This window comes from Aquibacillus sediminis, assembly GCF_005870085.1.
Taxonomy (GTDB): domain Bacteria; phylum Bacillota; class Bacilli; order Bacillales; family Amphibacillaceae; genus Aquibacillus_E; species Aquibacillus_E sediminis.
Genome location: NZ_SZNM01000006.1, coordinates 1 through 17,040, shown reverse-complemented (window position 1 = coordinate 17,040; position 17,040 = coordinate 1). Strand labels below are relative to the sequence as shown.

Genomic DNA, 17,040 nt, shown 5'->3' with positions numbered 1-17,040 from the left:
ATACTTAATATAGAAAGAACTTGGCATTTTTCCGAGCACGCCACTTTTTTTATAGTATTAGTTTTTTAAAAATAAAAAAACCCAAATAAGTATAAAGAATATCGAAAAGTCAAATATTCTTCTACAAATTTAGGTTTTGCCTGCCGAACAGTAACAATCCACTTCATTTAATTGTAAACGGTATCTTTTATAATTTATAACATTCTAATACTATATTGTCAATGGATTATTTCCCAACCCTCCAATAAACGAGGCGACGTTGTGATGCTGTGTTACTTCAACCGTATTTACTTGTAACTACTGTTTTATCATTTTAATCTAAAAAAGGAACAGCAAGGAGGTGTACTACATTGCTGTTCCATATAACTATTTATACTGCATTGCTTGCAGTTTGTTCAGTACCATCTTCTACTATGATTAATACATCATCTACATTGACTTGTTTTTGATCTGTAGTTGTCAGCTCATAGGCATCATGATTGGTTACAAGTACAGGTGTAGTAAGTTTATAACCAGCCTTCTTAATAGATGCAATATCAAATTCTACAAGTAGTGTTCCTTTTTCTACACGGTCCCCTTGTGCTACATGTCCCGTGAAGAATTTACCTTCAAGATTCACCGTATCCATTCCAACATGAATCAATAACTCTACTCCTTCATCCGTTGTAAGACCAACAGCATGCTTAGTTGGGAATAAAGCAGTTACTGTACCAGATACTGGTGCAATTAGTTTACCTTCTGAAGGCTCAATTGCAATACCTTTACCTAGAAGACCTGTTGCAAATGCTTCGTCAGAAACTTGATTTAATGGAACAATGTCTCCTTTTAATGGGCTTACGATTTCAACTTTTCCACCTTCATTTGAAGATAGTGTTGTTTCATTTTCTTTCGAAGTCTCTTGTGTAGATTCTTCTTTTCCAAATCCACCAAAGAAATAAGTTAATACAAATGCTAGTACACTAGCTACACCAATACCAATAAACGACCCGACAAACGCCAAGTTCATCCCTTCTTCTGGATGAATATGACTTGGAATTTGGAATATACCCATACCACCCATTACATAAGCAGTTGTTCCGAAGAGACCTAAGATACCTCCACCGATACCTGATGCGATCAGTGTGAAGATAAATGGTTTTTTAAGTGGTAATGCGATACCATACATACCAGGTTCAGTTACACCAAAAAGAGCGGACATAAATGCCGGTGCACTTAGTGTTTTCGTCTTTTTATTTTTTGTTCTAATCCATACAGCTAAAATTGCTGCAGCTAAAGCGAATGAATGCGCAAACATCATTGGTATAATTACCGGATCAGCGCCTTGAACTGTTATGTTGTTAATGGCAATAGGAACAAGTCCCCAATGAAGTCCGAACATTACAAATACTAACCAAAAAGCACCGACAAAGATACCTGCAATAACAGGACTTAGATCATATATCCAAACCGTTCCATCACCTAACAATTGTGCTGCCCAAGTTGCAATTGGCCCAATAACAATAAAGGTAATCGGTACAATGATTAACAGCGTTGCCATTGGTACAACGAAGGTTTTTACAACAGCTGGTGTTATTTTAGCAAAGAATCTTTCTACTTTTGCTGCGAAAAACGTTGAAATAATAATTGGAATAACAGACATAGAATAAGTCATTAAAATAATTGGAACACCTAAAAATTCAATATAAACAGGTGATTCAAATACAGTTCCTGCAAACAATGTATAAAGCGGCTCACTAGACCCTGGTATTCCTTCTAAAGACGGATACACAAGCGCCATTGCAATAACCATACCTAGAAACGGTGTACCGCCAAACTTTTTCATTGCTGTGTAACCTAATAGGACTGGTAAGAAGTAAAAGAGACCATCGCCTGTTGCATTTAAAATTTGGTAAGTTCCACTTGTATCATCTAGCCATCCAAGTGCAACAAACAATGCATTTAAACCTTTGATCATACCGGCTGCAATTAAAACACTTAAAATTGGTGTAAAAATTCCAGAGATCATATCTACAAATCGATTAAGAATACTTCCTTTTTCTTCTTCCGTATCACTTTCGTTTTGACTTTTGGAAAAATCTCCAACCTCCAAAACTTCTTTGTACACATCTGGGACATGGTTTCCAATAACCACTTGATACTGGCCACCACTTTTCATGACCGTAACTACCCCATCCATATTTTTCAATACTTCTGTGTTCGCTTTACTTTCATCTTTTAACTTAAATCGCAAACGAGTCACACAATGCACAACACTGTTAACGTTTTCTTTTCCACCGACATTTTTAATAATATCTTTGGCCAGTTGCTCGTATTTCATCATGAATACCTTCTTCCTTTTATAATTTTTTATTAGGAATGAATTTTAGGGAATAAAAAAACCTGAATGGACAGAATGCACACATAGTAGTGCGTTTCTATCCATTCAGGTTATGCCCGTAATTGGTAACATTCCTAAATGTTTTATTGAATTTAAGGAAATTATAGCATGCAAATAAAACGTTTTCAAGCGCTTTTTTTAAATGTTTTTCACTTTGCCAAATTGCTTTATTGATTATAAGAAATGACTTTATATTTATCTTCAGCATACTCGATATGTGAAATACTAGAGTTGTTAATTTCTATTGGGATAATCGGTTCATCGGAAAACTTATGAATTAAATGCATGATCACAACACCATGACTAACAAGCAGTATATTTTCATCCTCTTTTTGTCTTTCAGCAATAATGAGTTCTAACCCTTTTTTAATACGTCTTGAGAACTCTTCGAAAGATTCTGCTTGGTGTAGTGGGTCCGCCTTATGCATGGACTCCACTATTTCTTCCATTGGGTGGTCGCGTATCATTTCTTCATTGCTCGACAGCCCCTTCTCCTTGGCTACCTTACTCCAAGCAACCTCATTATACTCCCCTTCAAAGCTCCCAAAAAATAATTCCCTAAATTCCTTTGTCTTTCTAATGGCTAAATTGTCGTTATAATGATTTTGTCCGAGAAGAATTTCTGCAGTTTCAACCGTTCTTCCTAAATCGCTTGTGTAGACACGGTCAAAGGAAATATTAGCTAATTTCTTCCCCGTCTCGAGCGCAACTACTTTACCTTCTTCTGTTAAGGGGCTATCCGCCCAACCTTGCATTTTTTCATACTGATTTAAATATGTTTTTCCATGTCTGATTAGATATAATTTTACTTTCCCCATGAGAACACCTTCAATCTCCTCCATTTTCAAAGACAATTCGTTACAGTCTGATATGTCTATGAATATTCATAAAAACAGCGCTCCAACCCATTCAAGGATTAGAACACTGTCTATTTAACAATTACAGCTTTTCCCCATTCGTTGCAATAACATGTTTATACCAGTCAAACGATTTTTTCTTCGTTCTTGCTAGTGTCCCTTTACCATAGTCATCTTGATCTACATGGATAAACCCATAACGCTTAGACATTTCAGAGGTACCTGCAGAAATAAGGTCAATACAACCCCAGCTAGTGTAACCCATTAGATCCACCCCCTCTTTTATTGCCTCTCCCATTTGTTCAATATGCGCTTTTAGATAGTCAATGCGATAATCATCATTGATCGAACCGTCTTCTTCCACTTTATCGTAGGCACCCAATCCATTTTCTACAATAAATAAAGGAACTTGGTAACGGTCATACATTTTTTTCAACGTGATGCGTAACCCCTTAGGATCGATTTGCCAGCCCCAATCGGATGCTTTCAAGTATGGGTTTTTCACGCCCGTGAAGAAGTTTCCTAATTCTTTTTCCTTATCATTAGCGGTAGCAACCATCGACATATAGTAGCTGAACGACAGGAAGTCTACTGTGTGATTTAATAAAAGTTCTTCATCACCTGGAAGCATGTCAATCTCAATATTTTTCTCTTCAAAATAACGAAGCATAAAGCTTGGATAGTAACCTCGTACTTGAACATCCGTAAAAAATAAATTCTTTTGATCCTCATCTAAAGTAGCTAAGACATCATTTGGATTACACGTTTCGGGATAAACTTCCATACGCGCAAGCATACAGCCAATCCTTGCATCTGGTATGATGTCATGACATGCTTTTACTGCTCTAGCACTTGCGACAAATTGATGATGTAGTGCTTGGTATACAGCTTGCTCCTTATGATCTACTTCGTCGATTAAAATTCCGCTTCCAATGTATGGCGAGAATACAGAAATGTTAATCTCATTAAAGGTTAACCAGTATTTCACCTTATTTTTGTAACGGTTAAACACTGTTTCTGCATAGTTAACAAACAAATCTACTACACTGCGGTCTGCCCAACCATTGTATTTTTGAACTAGGCTTAATGGAATTTCATAGTGAGATAGTGTCACTAATGGCTCAATACCATACTTCAACAACTCGTCAAACACTTTATCGTAGAATGCTAAGCCTTCTTCATTCGGCTCACTATCATCACCATTAGGAAAAATACGCGGCCATGAAATGGACATACGGAAGGTTTTGAATCCCATTTCCGCAAATAACGCAATATCTTCCTTATAGCGATGATAAAAATCAATCCCCCGACGTTTTGGGAAGTTGTCACCCTCCTTACCAGCCAATAATTCTTCTAATTCCTTTTTACTTTTAACATCCATCTCAATGTCATTGCCTCGTTCTTCTTTTGGAACGAACTGAACCATATCAAAAATCGATAATCCTTTACCACCTTCATTATAAGCACCTTCTACCTGATTAGCAGCTGTTGCTCCCCCCCATAAAAAACCTTCTGGAAAACGACTCTTAGTCATAAATGTTACCTCCCAATTTTTTTATTTAGTAGCTATCATTAATGATACACTTATGACATGAAAAAAACTGGTCTCATTGAGACCAGTTTTTATGGATACTGCTTTTGATACCTGTGGACCAGTACATCAAACAAGCGTAATAATGTATAGGTGCTAACCACACTATTTTCAATTTTTCCACACTGTAGAACTTCATCAAACACTTCTGTCTGGTGGAAGTCATCAGAAAAGGTAATAAGTAATTTCTTACCTTTAGATGCTTTAATTTTATCAATGATGGAGAAATCCTTCATTAAGATGTTTCCCTGAATAGAAATGGTGATAATCATATCTTTCTCTGTTAATAGAGACAAAGCATCCACTTGTTTAAAAAGATTCGTACTACATTCACAGAATTTCCCTAGATGGAACAATTTCTTTTGTAGCTCCATCGCTTGGACTTGATTCTTTTCAAAACCTAAAAGAACAATTTTTCTAGATTTGTGAATTGTTGTAACAATCCGCTCCATCTGTTCTAATTTGATATTTTCAATCATTTCAACATTTTCTTTTAGTTGTTCTTCAAACCTGTCATTGTTCAAGAATTCATCATTACGTTCATTCGAAAATGTACCAACACTATTTCTTAGGTGTGAAAAATTTTTAAATCCTATCCTTTTGCAAAAACGATTGATGGTAGACGGCGCAACATTACACGCTTCAGCTGCTGTTTCTAATGAGAATCCCTCTATTTTATCACTTTGTTCCAATAGACTTAATGCTATCGAATAGTTAATATCCTTTTCAAGAGAATTATTTATGTACGCTAAGAGAGTATAAATTAGTTGTTCCAAGTTCCCCACCTCAACTACTATCTTATTATCCTGCATGCCACATTATTATTATACGACTTTATGGGTTCTTTTGTCTTCCGGCTAAATTTAATTAGGAAATGGCTTCTCTTACTACCATACAAGGTGGTAGCATTTCTCGTTCCTCCTCACGGTAAATAAGGTCTCTATTGGATTTTACAAGGTTTGGGATGGAGAGGATTTAAAGCAAATGGCAATATAGGGGACCAACGGTAGGCGAATAGGAGACGTTATTGAACATATATCAATAATTATGACGAGTCCTATAAAATTGATGAGCTTGCAGAATATGCAAATAGGAGTGTTGCTTCTCTTCATCGCCACTTTAAAGCGGTTACGGCTATAAACCCTATTCAGTTCCAAAAACAATTGAGACTACAGGAAGCTAGGCGAATGTTATTAGTAATTTGGACAAATATTACCGATGGCGCATTTTGAGAAGATACGAAAGCCCGTCACAATTCAATCGAGAATATTCCCATATGTTTGGTCTCCCACCAAGAGATGATATAAATCATATGAAGGAGAAATCAGACAAAGGATAAAGCAGAGCCATTCTGTGTGTGAATAATATTCATTTTAAATCAATAATAAAAAGATCTCCTTGTAGTTATAGACATTGAAAAATAGTCTGTGACTAACAGGGGGATCTTTATTACGCTACCGCCTTTCTTTCAAAACAGTTTCTGCGAAAGCTTCAACATGTCTGTATGGAAAACGGAATAGGCAATGAAAATTACTTCTAAATTTCCTCTAATCCATTACTCCTTTTATGTAGTTGGTGTCGCACTAGAACAGTTTAGAATAGGCTTGGTAATACAGATGACCAAACGGCAAAAGATGAAAAAAGAAGCCTCTCAAAAGTTCAGTGAACTTATGAGAAGCCTCCGTTAAAAACCTCAATGTTAGCAAAATGTTAGCATTTCACTCTCACCTTAGTTAAAAACCCACTCATATCATAGGTTGGAACGGCAATCTAGTTGCACAGGCTAGATGCTCCCGTCATAAGCAATTCCTCTCCAAGCCCCAATTTCAGGGACTTTACGCGGTTTTGCTTATGCGTGCGCATCCGGGCGAGCCTGTACCACTTTTTATCTTACATCATGCCGCCCCTAAGGTGAGAGTGTGTAATATCGTTAACGACGTGTTACAAAGGTACGGTATAACAACGTTTTTGCAAATCAGAGGTGTAACATCTTTAACGTGAATTTACTGTTATTCACTTGATTGCGTTAGCAAAATGTTAGCATTTTGCTAACGTATAAATTAGTTTTTGACAACATAAAATGGAAGATGGAGTGTTTTGTCAGTATGTCTTCTATAAACATATCAATAAATCTTTGAGTATTCTCATTTTTATATTGTATAGCTGCATTAAATAAAAAGTTTTTTTCATTTGTTTTTTTACACTGGTTATATAAACCTCAACAGTTCGTTTATCCAATATAATTACATCCACAAGATCCGCATTCACATATTATCCAGTTACATTTGTTACATTTTTTATTTTCTACTTCTGAGATTGGCTTATAACAACTAAAACAAACTGTATTTCTACCAGATAATATTTTGCAAGATCTATCATAAGATGTTTGATATTTAGTTAGAATTTGTCTTGTTATCAAATTTAGATTATATAATTTCGTAACTAACTCAATAGTTGATGTAGATATTATTCTACTGTCTAAATTATGTTTTTCATTTAGATAATTTAAAACTGTCGGATGGTCAATATTAACATCCAAGCATTTGGAGTATTTTAGTAATAGATTTATAGTTGATGGAATAAAGTTTTCAAAAGCATGAATTATTATATGCTCTCCATTAGTTGTGATAACGTTAACATCACCGTTATACTCAAGTAATAATTTTAAACATTCATTTCTAAATTTAGTTAAATTTCTATTTAGATTAATATGTAAAGGGAAATCGTTATTCCTTGCACTTACTAAAGAAGATAAAGCAGTGTATGGATACCCTAGATTTGTATCTGCTCCTGAACCTAATAATAACCTCATGCAATTACAAGATAAAGTTACAGCCGTAAAAGATAATAAACTCCGGAATTTGATATTTCTTATAAATGAATACTCCATACCAAAAGGCAAGTACCTGTCATTAAAGTCTTTATTAGGATTTAGACCATATTCTAACAGCAGTTCAAGCATTTTAGTGTTGTCATTAACAAATATTTCAATTAGACTTTTAATATCCGCAATAGTTTCTCCAATTTCAGATCCTCTTTCTAACAAGAGTCTTGTAATTTCCACATATCCATTTTCGATTGCATAATTTATAGCTCTCTTGTTATCTTTATCCTCCACTACGAGATTAGAACCTGCATTTAAGAGAATTTCTACAGTTTTTAATTTACCAAGCTTACACGCTAACATAAGGGGCGTTTGCTTATAATATCCAGATTGCATATTTATATTAGGAAGATAACTTAGTATTTTCCTTAGAATATGTTCATTTCCATACTGTACACAAGCCTTTAATGGAGTTAAATCTTGTTGCATTTGTAGATTCATTACAGCAAGTTCATTAAAAGAATAATTATGTGTATAATTAATATGCTCTTCTATATCTATAAAATCTGCAATAAAACTTATAAGTTCATTATTTTTATTAATTATCAATCTAATAAAAGCTCTATGAATTTGATTGAAATTATTTATTCCTTTTTTAAAAGTCCATTCCATTATCTCACGATTATCAGAATGTGCTGCTGAAACAATAATATCCAATTGACACAAATTAGAATGAGGAATTTTTTTTAATATATTTAAATCTCCAGAATAGGCAGCAGATAACTGCCAATTTTGTATATTTCCTTCAATATAACGATTACGTAGTATTATTTCACAATTGCATTTATACTTATTGGCAATTTCATATGCCCTTAATCCATCTTCATTTCTAATAGAATAATTTGCTCCAAATACCAATAATAACTTCACACTATCTGCATTATCCCGATAAGATGCTAACATCAATGCTGTATTTCCATAACGATCAGTTACATCTAGATTATGTGGGGCATATTCAACCAACATTTCTATAATACGAATATGGTTAAAATATGCTGCATACATCAAGGGGGTCCTTCCGTTTTTATCCTTAATATCAGCTTGCTGGCCATGCACTAGTAAATCTTTAATTTCTTGTTCATTTCCTTCACTAACCAAGTTGAAGAATGTTTTAGTCATGAGATTACCACCTTTACCATTAAATTACCCCCTCTCACTTTTATCCAAAATATCTTTCATTCAGCTAATGCAAGATTTAAGTAGGCTGACATTTCATCTTCAAATACACATTGAACTTGATCAAATAGGTCAAAATCTCCCATTAAGAATTGACATTCTAATTTTTCATTTTTTATTATTTTGACCCAAACATCCTCATTTTTCATAGAAATCGAATAGCAAACATAGTCATTCGTCTCATACAAACATACAACTTTTGCGTGATAATTATTCTGTAAATAGGATATGTATTGATCTTCCTGTATGACATTTTTCTTTTTAATCGGCAATAATTGAGAAAGTATATTAAAATAACTAGGTTTTATTGGATCAATAATATAGACAGATGTACATTGATAAAATTTATTATAATAAATTTTCAGTCGACCAATCTTCTTCTCATCCGAACCAATCTCTATTATAAAATGATAGTCATGATCTATTTTCGAGTACACCTCAATATCATTTTCGTTTAGAGCCTTTTCAATTTCATTAAAAATATCCTCTGGAGTGTCAAAATTCTCCTTAACTAGACTTGTCAATATTAACTCCCCCCTTTACAGACTAATTTAATCAAACAGATTCAACTGTTGAAGGTTGCTATTATCACTTTCAAAGATTAATTGATTTGAATCAGACAATTCTTGTGTTTTTTCTGAAATAGCCCTTTCAATAACTGGAATGTCTTGACCGTTATTAATTGGTAATACACCTTCTTTTAGCAATTTCCTAATCCCTTTTGTTGATGGTACATCTTCCGTCGGGGCAGGACAAAATAGTACACGATCCTGTTTTCTTGCAAACTCAATAGTATGTTGTGTACCTCCCACGATATCTGTTTGTACTGGGCAAACAGCAAGTGATAGCCCACTTTGAATGCGATCCCTTTGAACAAAGGCGGCACGAAATGTTTTGGCATTTAACGGATATTCCGAGACAAGTAAACCATCTTTATTAAGAATATCGAATGCTAATTGCTGATTCTCTTTAGGTAAAATTTTATCTAGGCTATTGGCTAAAACAGCAATCGTTTTTCGTTCGACTCAAGGGTTCCAATATGAGCTTCCGTATCAATTCCTAAAGCTAGTCCACTTATAATAACGTAACCTTTATTTGAAAAGATTTCGGCAGTTCTTCTTGCCATCTTTTCACCAGTATTTGTTGGATTTCTCGTACCCACAATAGCCAAAGTCTTTTGTGACTGTAATAGACCAATGTTTCCCTTACAATATAAGGCAATAGGAGGGTTATCAATTTGTTTTAATATTTCGGGGTATTCCTTATCAACTATAGTAATAACTTCTATATCATTTTCTTTATGATATTTTATGTCGGCTTCTGCCTTTTTTACATACTGTTCCATTAATGTATAGTCTGATAACGATTCATTTACTTTTTTATTTCTTATTACTTTTTTTATCTCTTCAATTCTTGGAGTTTTAAAATCTACTAATTTTAACTTTGGAAAAGTGTAGTACAGACTTTTTATTCTTTTTGGTCCTAACCCCTTAACCATTGTCAATGCAACCCATAATGATTTCATCTGGTAAGTCTATCCTTCTAATCATGAGTACAAAAAAGTTCAAGTTACAAGAATCAGCATAAAAATTGGTACAAAATTAGAAAGGGAGACAATACGTTTTCATCTCAATAATACTTCTAAAAAAATTATTGGTGCAGAAGAGCAATCAGCAATAGAGTACATACAAAATATAGGAAATTATTCTGACAAGGAACTGATAGACAAAGTGCAGCCAAAACCCGCTCAAATGAAACGCATGAAAAAGAGTCGCGAGATTGATAAGAACTTAAACAATGAGGTTGCAAAGAAGAGAGCAAGTCAGCACGCACTTGAGGTAATAGTTAATATGTCCATATCTAAGAAGCAGTTCACTAGCCTGTACAATTTATTACTTAATCGTAAAATAACTGGAATAGATGCTGATGCATTAAAGAAACTTGATAAGGATGCCCTTTTTGACGACTTAACTAATCTTCAAAAATCCAGGGCAATAAAAAAAGTATTAGATCAATCACGGTTTACAGATAGAGAGGCTAGATTAATTATTTTAGCCGAATTAATGAAAGAAAAACCAAACTACTATTCTGAGAATTCTTTTGAATGGATAAATTACCTCGCACGTACACTAACAGAACTCACGGAAATTATCCATCCGGATATTCAATCGAACGCAACTGAAATGCAAAGAGAACATTTACGATCGAGCCTTTCACGCTTAACGAATTCACTATCGTGGACTTGGAAGCAAGAATACAAAGCAGATGATTCGAATCAAGAAGTAAACCGGGCACTTGATAAATTGACTAGCGAGGAGACCCAAAAAGGGTATAGGTTCCGATTACATTAAAAAGAGACGCTTGGGAGTAAATCCTAGCATCTCTTTTTCTGTTTTTTAATAAAAACTCATATACAATAAACACTTTTTTATATCCAAGGTTACAATGAAAAGCCCGACCCGTTTTTGGTTCTATTTAATAGAGTAGAAAAAAGAAGTCAGTTACTTAACTTTACTAACCTAATCTTGCATGCTCCTTTTGAACAGTATATTTGTACTGTGCAGCAAGGGCTTCGCTTTGTTAGTTGTTCTTCTCAAAGTAAGTGCCCGTTCAGTTCAACAAAGATAACTTAATTAGAATGATAATTATAAGATCTTTGTTTGTATTGCATGGTTGCTCTTCTTTTTCTTTATGGGATTTTTACTATTTTAGTTAAACCCAAAGATTTGCAATTACTATCGATTACTGCTATGATGAATAAGAATTATTTTTGTTCGGTGTAAAGGATAGTATGAATATTGACGTTTCGTCTTGATGATACTTTTTGGGCAAGAATAGTAATACAATGTGTGGTAACGCACTAGGAGGCAACAAAAATGGAAAAAGGTACAGTAAAATGGTTTAATGCAGACAAAGGTTTTGGATTTATCGAAGTAGAAGGACAAGACGATGTATTCGTACACTTCTCTGCTATCCAAGGTGAAGGCTTTAAAACACTTGAAGAAGGTCAAAGCGTAACTTTCGATGTCGAAGAAGGTAACCGTGGACCACAAGCTGCTAACGTTGAAAAAGGTGCTTAATCTTAAATAGTTTATACAAACAGGCTCTTTATATGGGGGCCTGTTTTTTTGTTGTCTGTATAAAATCCTATAAAAAACCCTACTCAACGTTCGAGTAGGGAGATGGTACAAGTAATAAAAAAAGTTTAAAACTTCAAAGGTTGTTTACAGTATAACATACTGGATTGACAATATGTTAAATGTATATATAAGTAGTTCAGTTTGGGAGTACAGAAGTTCAATTTGTACCCTCAATTGAGCTACTTTTTCAATTTGAATTTTTAATCTGAACTGTCTAACGGGCAGTAATCTTCTTTAAGATTAAATATACAGTTTGAACCTAAGCCTTCAATTGATATTGTTCTTAGAACTATGGTGGTGGAAATATAATTTAAGTATTGATTTTTCTTTAAAGTTTTTTTTAATATATATAGTGAACTTTCATACTAAATAAATTAGAAGTTGAAAAATTATTGAAGGAAGAGATTGAAAATGAAAATCACAACAAAGGAAAATTTAAACGCATTCTTAATGGAAAACCAATTAAAATTAGAAGATTACTTACATCAAAAAATGGAACCTTTGTTGGCTTCTAAGGAAGTCGAGGACAGCTATCGTGAACAATTATTATCAAACGCCTCCATAATTGTTAATATGCTGAAGAACAAGGTAAAAATTGGATAGCGTACATCTTACCTTTAAACTTTAAAATGCAATTTGGTACAAACATACATACGCATAAATATCCAATTGTTAGGCCAACTATTTCCTCAATAAAACTTCTTTATTATAAAGTACTTCTTTCACAAACAAACTTTTTTTGAGTAGTATCAGTCAAATACGAAGGATAGACGATCACTTAATATAACCGTGAAATTATAGGATACAAGTGCTGGTCCTAACAAGGATGCAGCATTAGTTCAGCGTGCTTTCGCAACGGTTCTATATAATCTTCATCGCCTGGAGTTATTTCACACTGATTGGGGAAGTGAATTTAAAAACACTTATTGATGAGGCTTTAAAGACATTTGGAATCGAGCGATCATAAAGTAACAAAGGAACACCCTTTGACAATGCCGTAGAAAAAGCTACCTTTAAAACTATTAAAACTGAATTTGTACATGGTCGTGTTTTCCTTAACCAACAAGAACTTCCTTGAACTTTTTGATTACGTCCATTGGTATAACCATGTTCGTATCCACAGTTCATTAGATTATCAAACACCAGCTGAATACAAAGCAACGCACCTTTAATTATTTGTCCAGTCTAGTGTTGACATACCAATGCACTAAAAGTAAGTTGAATGTCTTTGAAATGATTTACTTTTAATAATAATCATATCCCCAAAAAATTCAGGATATTTTCGGGAGATGTAATACATTATCTATAATTAACCTTAACAGAAAATTTTAATTTGATTTTCAGTGATCCCTTTAATTAATCTTAGTTCACTAATCAAAAATTCATGTGCGTTATCAAACATTTTTTTTTCGCTTGTATTAAGCGCTCTCTCTTTCTTCATACGCTTTAAATCACGTACAACTTCAGCACCTTCTTGTATTTTACCTGTTTTTATTTTGTCCGTGTTCACTTTATACCTCTGTTTCCACGGCAGTAATCTATCTGATTCTCCATGCAGAAAAATGTGTGTGATGTGTTTTAATGCAATTATGTCAGTAACTGGGCGTATACTTGAACTCAATATTTTACCCGTAGGAATCATGACTTGCATATTACTGATTAACATTTTTATGACATAATACTGTTGTTTTTCCCCTGAGATTTCCTTTTCTTCTATGGCTTTAATTATACCTACTCCGTGCATTGGATAAACAATGTTATCGCCAATTTCAAACAAAAAAACCACCTCCATATATGGTAACCTTATTAAGTATATCATATTTATTGTTTTTTATCAAATTTTTAATAATACCATAATTTAATCTTCACAGTCAACTAATTTATCTTTAAAAATATAAAAAAACAAAAACAATTGGGATTTTATCTGATTACCAATAAAGGAAGGTTAATTTCCCAGCATATATTCAAAACCCCTAATAATTAGCGTAGATCAGCTTTCCATTGAAAACGACTAAATCGGTCCAGTCACTTTTTCACAAAGCCACCTGAATTCAAAAACATTTATTGCACAGTATCCGTCTAATGACAATCACTTTTATTGAATTAGATATCTTTTATGCTGCTCACGTTTTCTTTCATGAGTTATTTTTGCATACCTTAGTGTGGTATCCGGCGAATTGTGACCTAACAATTCTTGAATTGCTACGAGTTCAGCTCCATTATTTAATGTTAATGTTGCAAAAGTATGTCTTAAAACATGGGGACTAACCTTGTCATGCAAACCTGCTATTTTCGCGATTATTCCTATTTCTCTTTGTATTACTCGTTTAGATAATCTTCTATAAGGTTGTCTATCTGTAATCATCAAGGCTTCACAATCATCTTTTCGTTCTTTTAAATATTTACCTAAATGATACATTGCTCTAATTGAAAAATAGACTTCCCTTTGCTTATCACCTTTACCTATAACTAAAGTGCTCAATTCTGTTGATTGATATCAGCTTTATTTAATCCATGAACTTCAGATAAACGACAGCCAGTTGCATACTTCAAGAAAAGCACGTTGTCTATCTGTTTCACAGGCTTCTCTTAACATTTCCAGTTCTTCAATTGATAAGGATTTAGGAAGTCTGTATTCGTCTTTTGGAGCTTTCAATTTAGTAGTTGGATCATGTTTAATATATTCCTCTGAAACTAACCAACTAAAAAAACTCTTTAAAATAGATAGTTTCTTTCTAATTGTGCTCATTTTTAACGTCCCCTCTTTACTTAGGTACATTCGAATGTCTGCTATAGCTATGTCCTCAGCCTTCTTTTTTACGATGTCAGCAAACATACTTAATTCTAGGAGATAGTTATCAAGAGTAATAGAACTTAATCCTTCAAGTCTTTTTGCCGAAATGAACAATTGTATTTTATCCTCAAGATCAGGATGAACCTCACCTAACCCAACTCTTTGAATATAATACTCAGATAAAACAGTAGACAATTTATTCTTGGTATTTTCCACTTCGATGTTAGGGTACAAATCTTTTAAAGCTACCACTAAATCTGATAATATTTGCTCTGCTAGGTTCATAAAGATCAACTCTCCTTAGTTTTAATTAGTAAACTAAGGATTACCCATTCAAACACCAAAAATACCAACTAAGTATGCGTAGATTATTTATTTTCTTAGAAATTAGCCTTTAAGTAAGAAAGAGACAATTACTTTGGAGTAATCGTCTCTTAATGGTTTTGTATTTACAGTATCGTTGTACTGCGAAGCAAATGCTCTGTAGTTATTTCGTATTTTCTTCTTCAAAAATCCCGATAGTTTAAGAAGAGTTATGGAACTTTTTTAACAGTCCTTTAACCAATTTATGATTCATCACAAGAATTAAAAATATGAATGGATATAGCGCTCCAGAGTACCAAAGTTTCCACCCATTATAATAAAAATATCCAGCTTGTACAGAAAGCCATTCAAAAATAACTGCGAACACAGACCAAAGCAAAATGTAAAACCATTTTTTGGTCACCTTTTTTTAGAAGGATAATAATTTAGAAATAAAAAGCTTATTGAAGGAAAGTATAAAATGATACCGAGAAGCCCCATCCATTGAAATCCCTTCTGAAAATAACCATAAAGGTTAAGATGCAAATCTAATATCATATCAGTAGTCATACCATATGCATAAGCAAAAAAACATGTCGCATAGATTTCTATTTTAGTTATCTTTTTGGGAACAAAATATGCAATTATGTTAAAAAAGATAAATACAATAAAAATTAGTATCCACAAATTACACACCCCATAACTATGTCGGCTTTGCTCGGTACTTCTTTATTAACAGCTTCAGAAGTGTATCCGACTGGTATTGTAGCTCGTTCATATCTCAAAGCCCCTGTTATTTTACTAATATAAACATCAAGTTCTTCATAATAAATTAACCATAATTCCCTTGGCTTTTTATCATCTGCTATAAAATATACTAACATTCGCATTATCATTAATTTCTCTTGATATGTAATCCATTATGTGCCTAGTTCGCGTAATCTTCGGGTTTTCTGGCATAGAAATACCTCCATAAAACTTTTGTATGTTTACACTAGAAGTTATCTTTATTCTGTATTTTTATGATAGTGTATTCTAGGTTTATCATCTTCAACTATTCTTCTTCCAAAGATTAGTCTACTCTATTTCATATCACTTATTTTCACATCAAAAATACCCAATAAAGAGATTATAATTACAATTGATATTAACCAAGCTAGGATAGGTCGTTTGTGGTGTATAGGTAAAATGAAGAAAATAATACCTGTAAATAAGAAAGACCACCACAAATTCCAACCATTATGATATGTGATAAACCCTAATTTACTGTTTATGAACTCTATTGTCATATATAGTCCAACCCATAATAAAAACCATAGAAAACGTTTTTGCCATCCTTCAGGAAATCTTCCCAGATAAATTAACACTGTCGCAGAATAAGAAACAACCATAGCTAAGATTGTAATCAGAGTATGATTAGGTAATATTAAATCATGAAAAAGCCACATGGACTCATTATAAAGCAGAAAATTATATAGAAAATCTCCAATAATGAGGAATAAGATGGTTGAATAATACTTCTTCCAGTTTTTCAAATCTCCCCATATATATCCTGCTATTAAGTAGAAAACATTAATTAAAATGTACATTAAACCATTCCTCCGCGGATATTCGTATTACTATCCTTTCCCAAGTCAGATATAGTTATAGGGATACACAATAACTTTTTTATCTTATCATTGTGAAGATTTTTGTTGCAAAGTATTAGTAAATAAGAAAGACAATCAGATAATTTGTACTGCTTTTTCACAAATTCAATTAAAAATTAAAAATATTTACTGCGCAGTATAAGTCTACTACGTATTAAGGAAATGACAACTTTCCTTATTCCACACCGCTAAGGCTATAGTCAATTGTATTCATTCACAAACTCAGGTCAATCATAATTCCATTTATAATTTTCCTACTTACTCATAAG

The 17,040-nt window shown here is 33.3% G+C and carries 14 protein-coding genes and 3 pseudogenes; 5 read left to right on the top strand and 12 right to left on the bottom strand.

Annotation, left to right across the window (positions count from 1 at the left end; translation table 11 throughout):
- Window positions 1-370 precede the first annotated feature (370 nt).
- The 4 genes from FCI53_RS08320 to FCI53_RS08305 form a co-directional block, all read right to left on the bottom strand.
- Window positions 371-2,317 carry a beta-glucoside-specific PTS transporter subunit IIABC gene (locus tag FCI53_RS08320; protein WP_138418016.1) on the bottom strand — a complete coding sequence of 649 codons (1,947 nt, stop codon included), beginning with the start codon at window positions 2,315-2,317 and terminating at the stop codon, window positions 371-373.
- 227 nt (window positions 2,318-2,544) lie between these two features.
- Window positions 2,545-3,195 carry a histidine phosphatase family protein gene (locus FCI53_RS08315; RefSeq protein WP_171038110.1) on the bottom strand — a complete coding sequence of 217 codons (651 nt, stop codon included), beginning with the start codon at window positions 3,193-3,195 and terminating at the stop codon, window positions 2,545-2,547.
- Between the two features lie 121 nt (window positions 3,196-3,316).
- A complete protein-coding gene (locus FCI53_RS08310; RefSeq protein ID WP_138417743.1) occupies window positions 3,317-4,768 on the bottom strand; it encodes a glycoside hydrolase family 1 protein in 1,452 nt (483 codons plus the stop codon).
- An 89-nt stretch (window positions 4,769-4,857) separates the two neighbouring features.
- Entirely contained in the window at window positions 4,858-5,601 is a 744-nt protein-coding gene (locus FCI53_RS08305; protein ID WP_171038109.1) for a MurR/RpiR family transcriptional regulator, read from the bottom strand.
- A gap of 190 nt (window positions 5,602-5,791) precedes the next feature.
- Between FCI53_RS08305 and FCI53_RS22195 the strand changes: the two are divergent.
- A pseudogene (locus FCI53_RS22195) lies at window positions 5,792-6,164 on the top strand (helix-turn-helix domain-containing protein); the annotation flags it as partial.
- Between the two features lie 891 nt (window positions 6,165-7,055).
- Here the strand turns inward: FCI53_RS22195 and FCI53_RS08295 are convergent.
- The 3 genes and pseudogenes from FCI53_RS08295 to dprA all read right to left on the bottom strand — a co-directional run bounded on the left by FCI53_RS08295 (window position 7,056) and on the right by dprA (window position 10,230).
- Entirely contained in the window at window positions 7,056-8,828 is a 1,773-nt protein-coding gene (locus FCI53_RS08295) for an ankyrin repeat domain-containing protein (protein WP_138417739.1), read from the bottom strand.
- A gap of 56 nt (window positions 8,829-8,884) precedes the next feature.
- Window positions 8,885-9,409: a hypothetical protein gene (locus FCI53_RS08290; protein WP_138417737.1), complete on the bottom strand. Its 525-nt coding sequence runs from the start codon at window positions 9,407-9,409 to the stop codon at window positions 8,885-8,887.
- A 27-nt stretch (window positions 9,410-9,436) separates the two neighbouring features.
- Window positions 9,437-10,230, bottom strand: a pseudogene (gene dprA, locus FCI53_RS21815) (DNA-processing protein DprA).
- Window positions 10,231-10,615: 385 nt separating this feature from the next.
- On the opposite strand from dprA, the gene FCI53_RS08275 reads away from it, so the two are divergent.
- From FCI53_RS08275 to FCI53_RS22295, 4 genes and pseudogenes are all read left to right on the top strand, one after another.
- Window positions 10,616-11,236 (top strand): hypothetical protein, encoded by a 621-nt coding sequence (locus tag FCI53_RS08275; protein ID WP_138417731.1) that lies wholly within the window; start codon window positions 10,616-10,618, stop codon window positions 11,234-11,236.
- Between the two features lie 525 nt (window positions 11,237-11,761).
- The gene (locus FCI53_RS08270) at window positions 11,762-11,965 is read left to right on the top strand and encodes a cold-shock protein (protein WP_138417729.1); all 204 of its coding nucleotides are present in this window, start codon (window positions 11,762-11,764) and stop codon (window positions 11,963-11,965) included.
- Window positions 11,966-12,436: 471 nt separating this feature from the next.
- Window positions 12,437-12,628, top strand: coding sequence for a hypothetical protein (locus FCI53_RS08265; protein WP_138417727.1), 192 nt, complete (start codon window positions 12,437-12,439; stop codon window positions 12,626-12,628).
- A gap of 179 nt (window positions 12,629-12,807) precedes the next feature.
- Window positions 12,808-13,197 (top strand): annotated as a pseudogene (locus FCI53_RS22295) (transposase); the annotation flags it as partial.
- A gap of 143 nt (window positions 13,198-13,340) precedes the next feature.
- On the opposite strand, the gene FCI53_RS08255 reads toward FCI53_RS22295, so the two are convergent.
- From FCI53_RS08255 to FCI53_RS08240, 5 genes are all read right to left on the bottom strand, one after another.
- Window positions 13,341-13,817: a CarD family transcriptional regulator gene (locus FCI53_RS08255; protein ID WP_138417725.1), complete on the bottom strand. Its 477-nt coding sequence runs from the start codon at window positions 13,815-13,817 to the stop codon at window positions 13,341-13,343.
- A gap of 303 nt (window positions 13,818-14,120) precedes the next feature.
- The gene (locus FCI53_RS21810; protein WP_246050053.1) at window positions 14,121-14,507 is read right to left on the bottom strand and encodes a tyrosine-type recombinase/integrase; all 387 of its coding nucleotides are present in this window, start codon (window positions 14,505-14,507) and stop codon (window positions 14,121-14,123) included.
- Window positions 14,508-14,546: 39 nt separating this feature from the next.
- Window positions 14,547-15,104, bottom strand: a complete 558-nt coding sequence (locus FCI53_RS21805) for a phage integrase N-terminal SAM-like domain-containing protein (RefSeq protein ID WP_246050052.1) — start codon at window positions 15,102-15,104, stop codon at window positions 14,547-14,549.
- A 692-nt stretch (window positions 15,105-15,796) separates the two neighbouring features.
- Window positions 15,797-16,012, bottom strand: a complete 216-nt coding sequence (locus FCI53_RS08245; RefSeq protein WP_138417723.1) for a hypothetical protein — start codon at window positions 16,010-16,012, stop codon at window positions 15,797-15,799.
- 192 nt (window positions 16,013-16,204) lie between these two features.
- Window positions 16,205-16,711, bottom strand: a complete 507-nt coding sequence (locus FCI53_RS08240; RefSeq protein WP_138417721.1) for a CBO0543 family protein — start codon at window positions 16,709-16,711, stop codon at window positions 16,205-16,207.
- Window positions 16,712-17,040 lie beyond the last annotated feature (329 nt).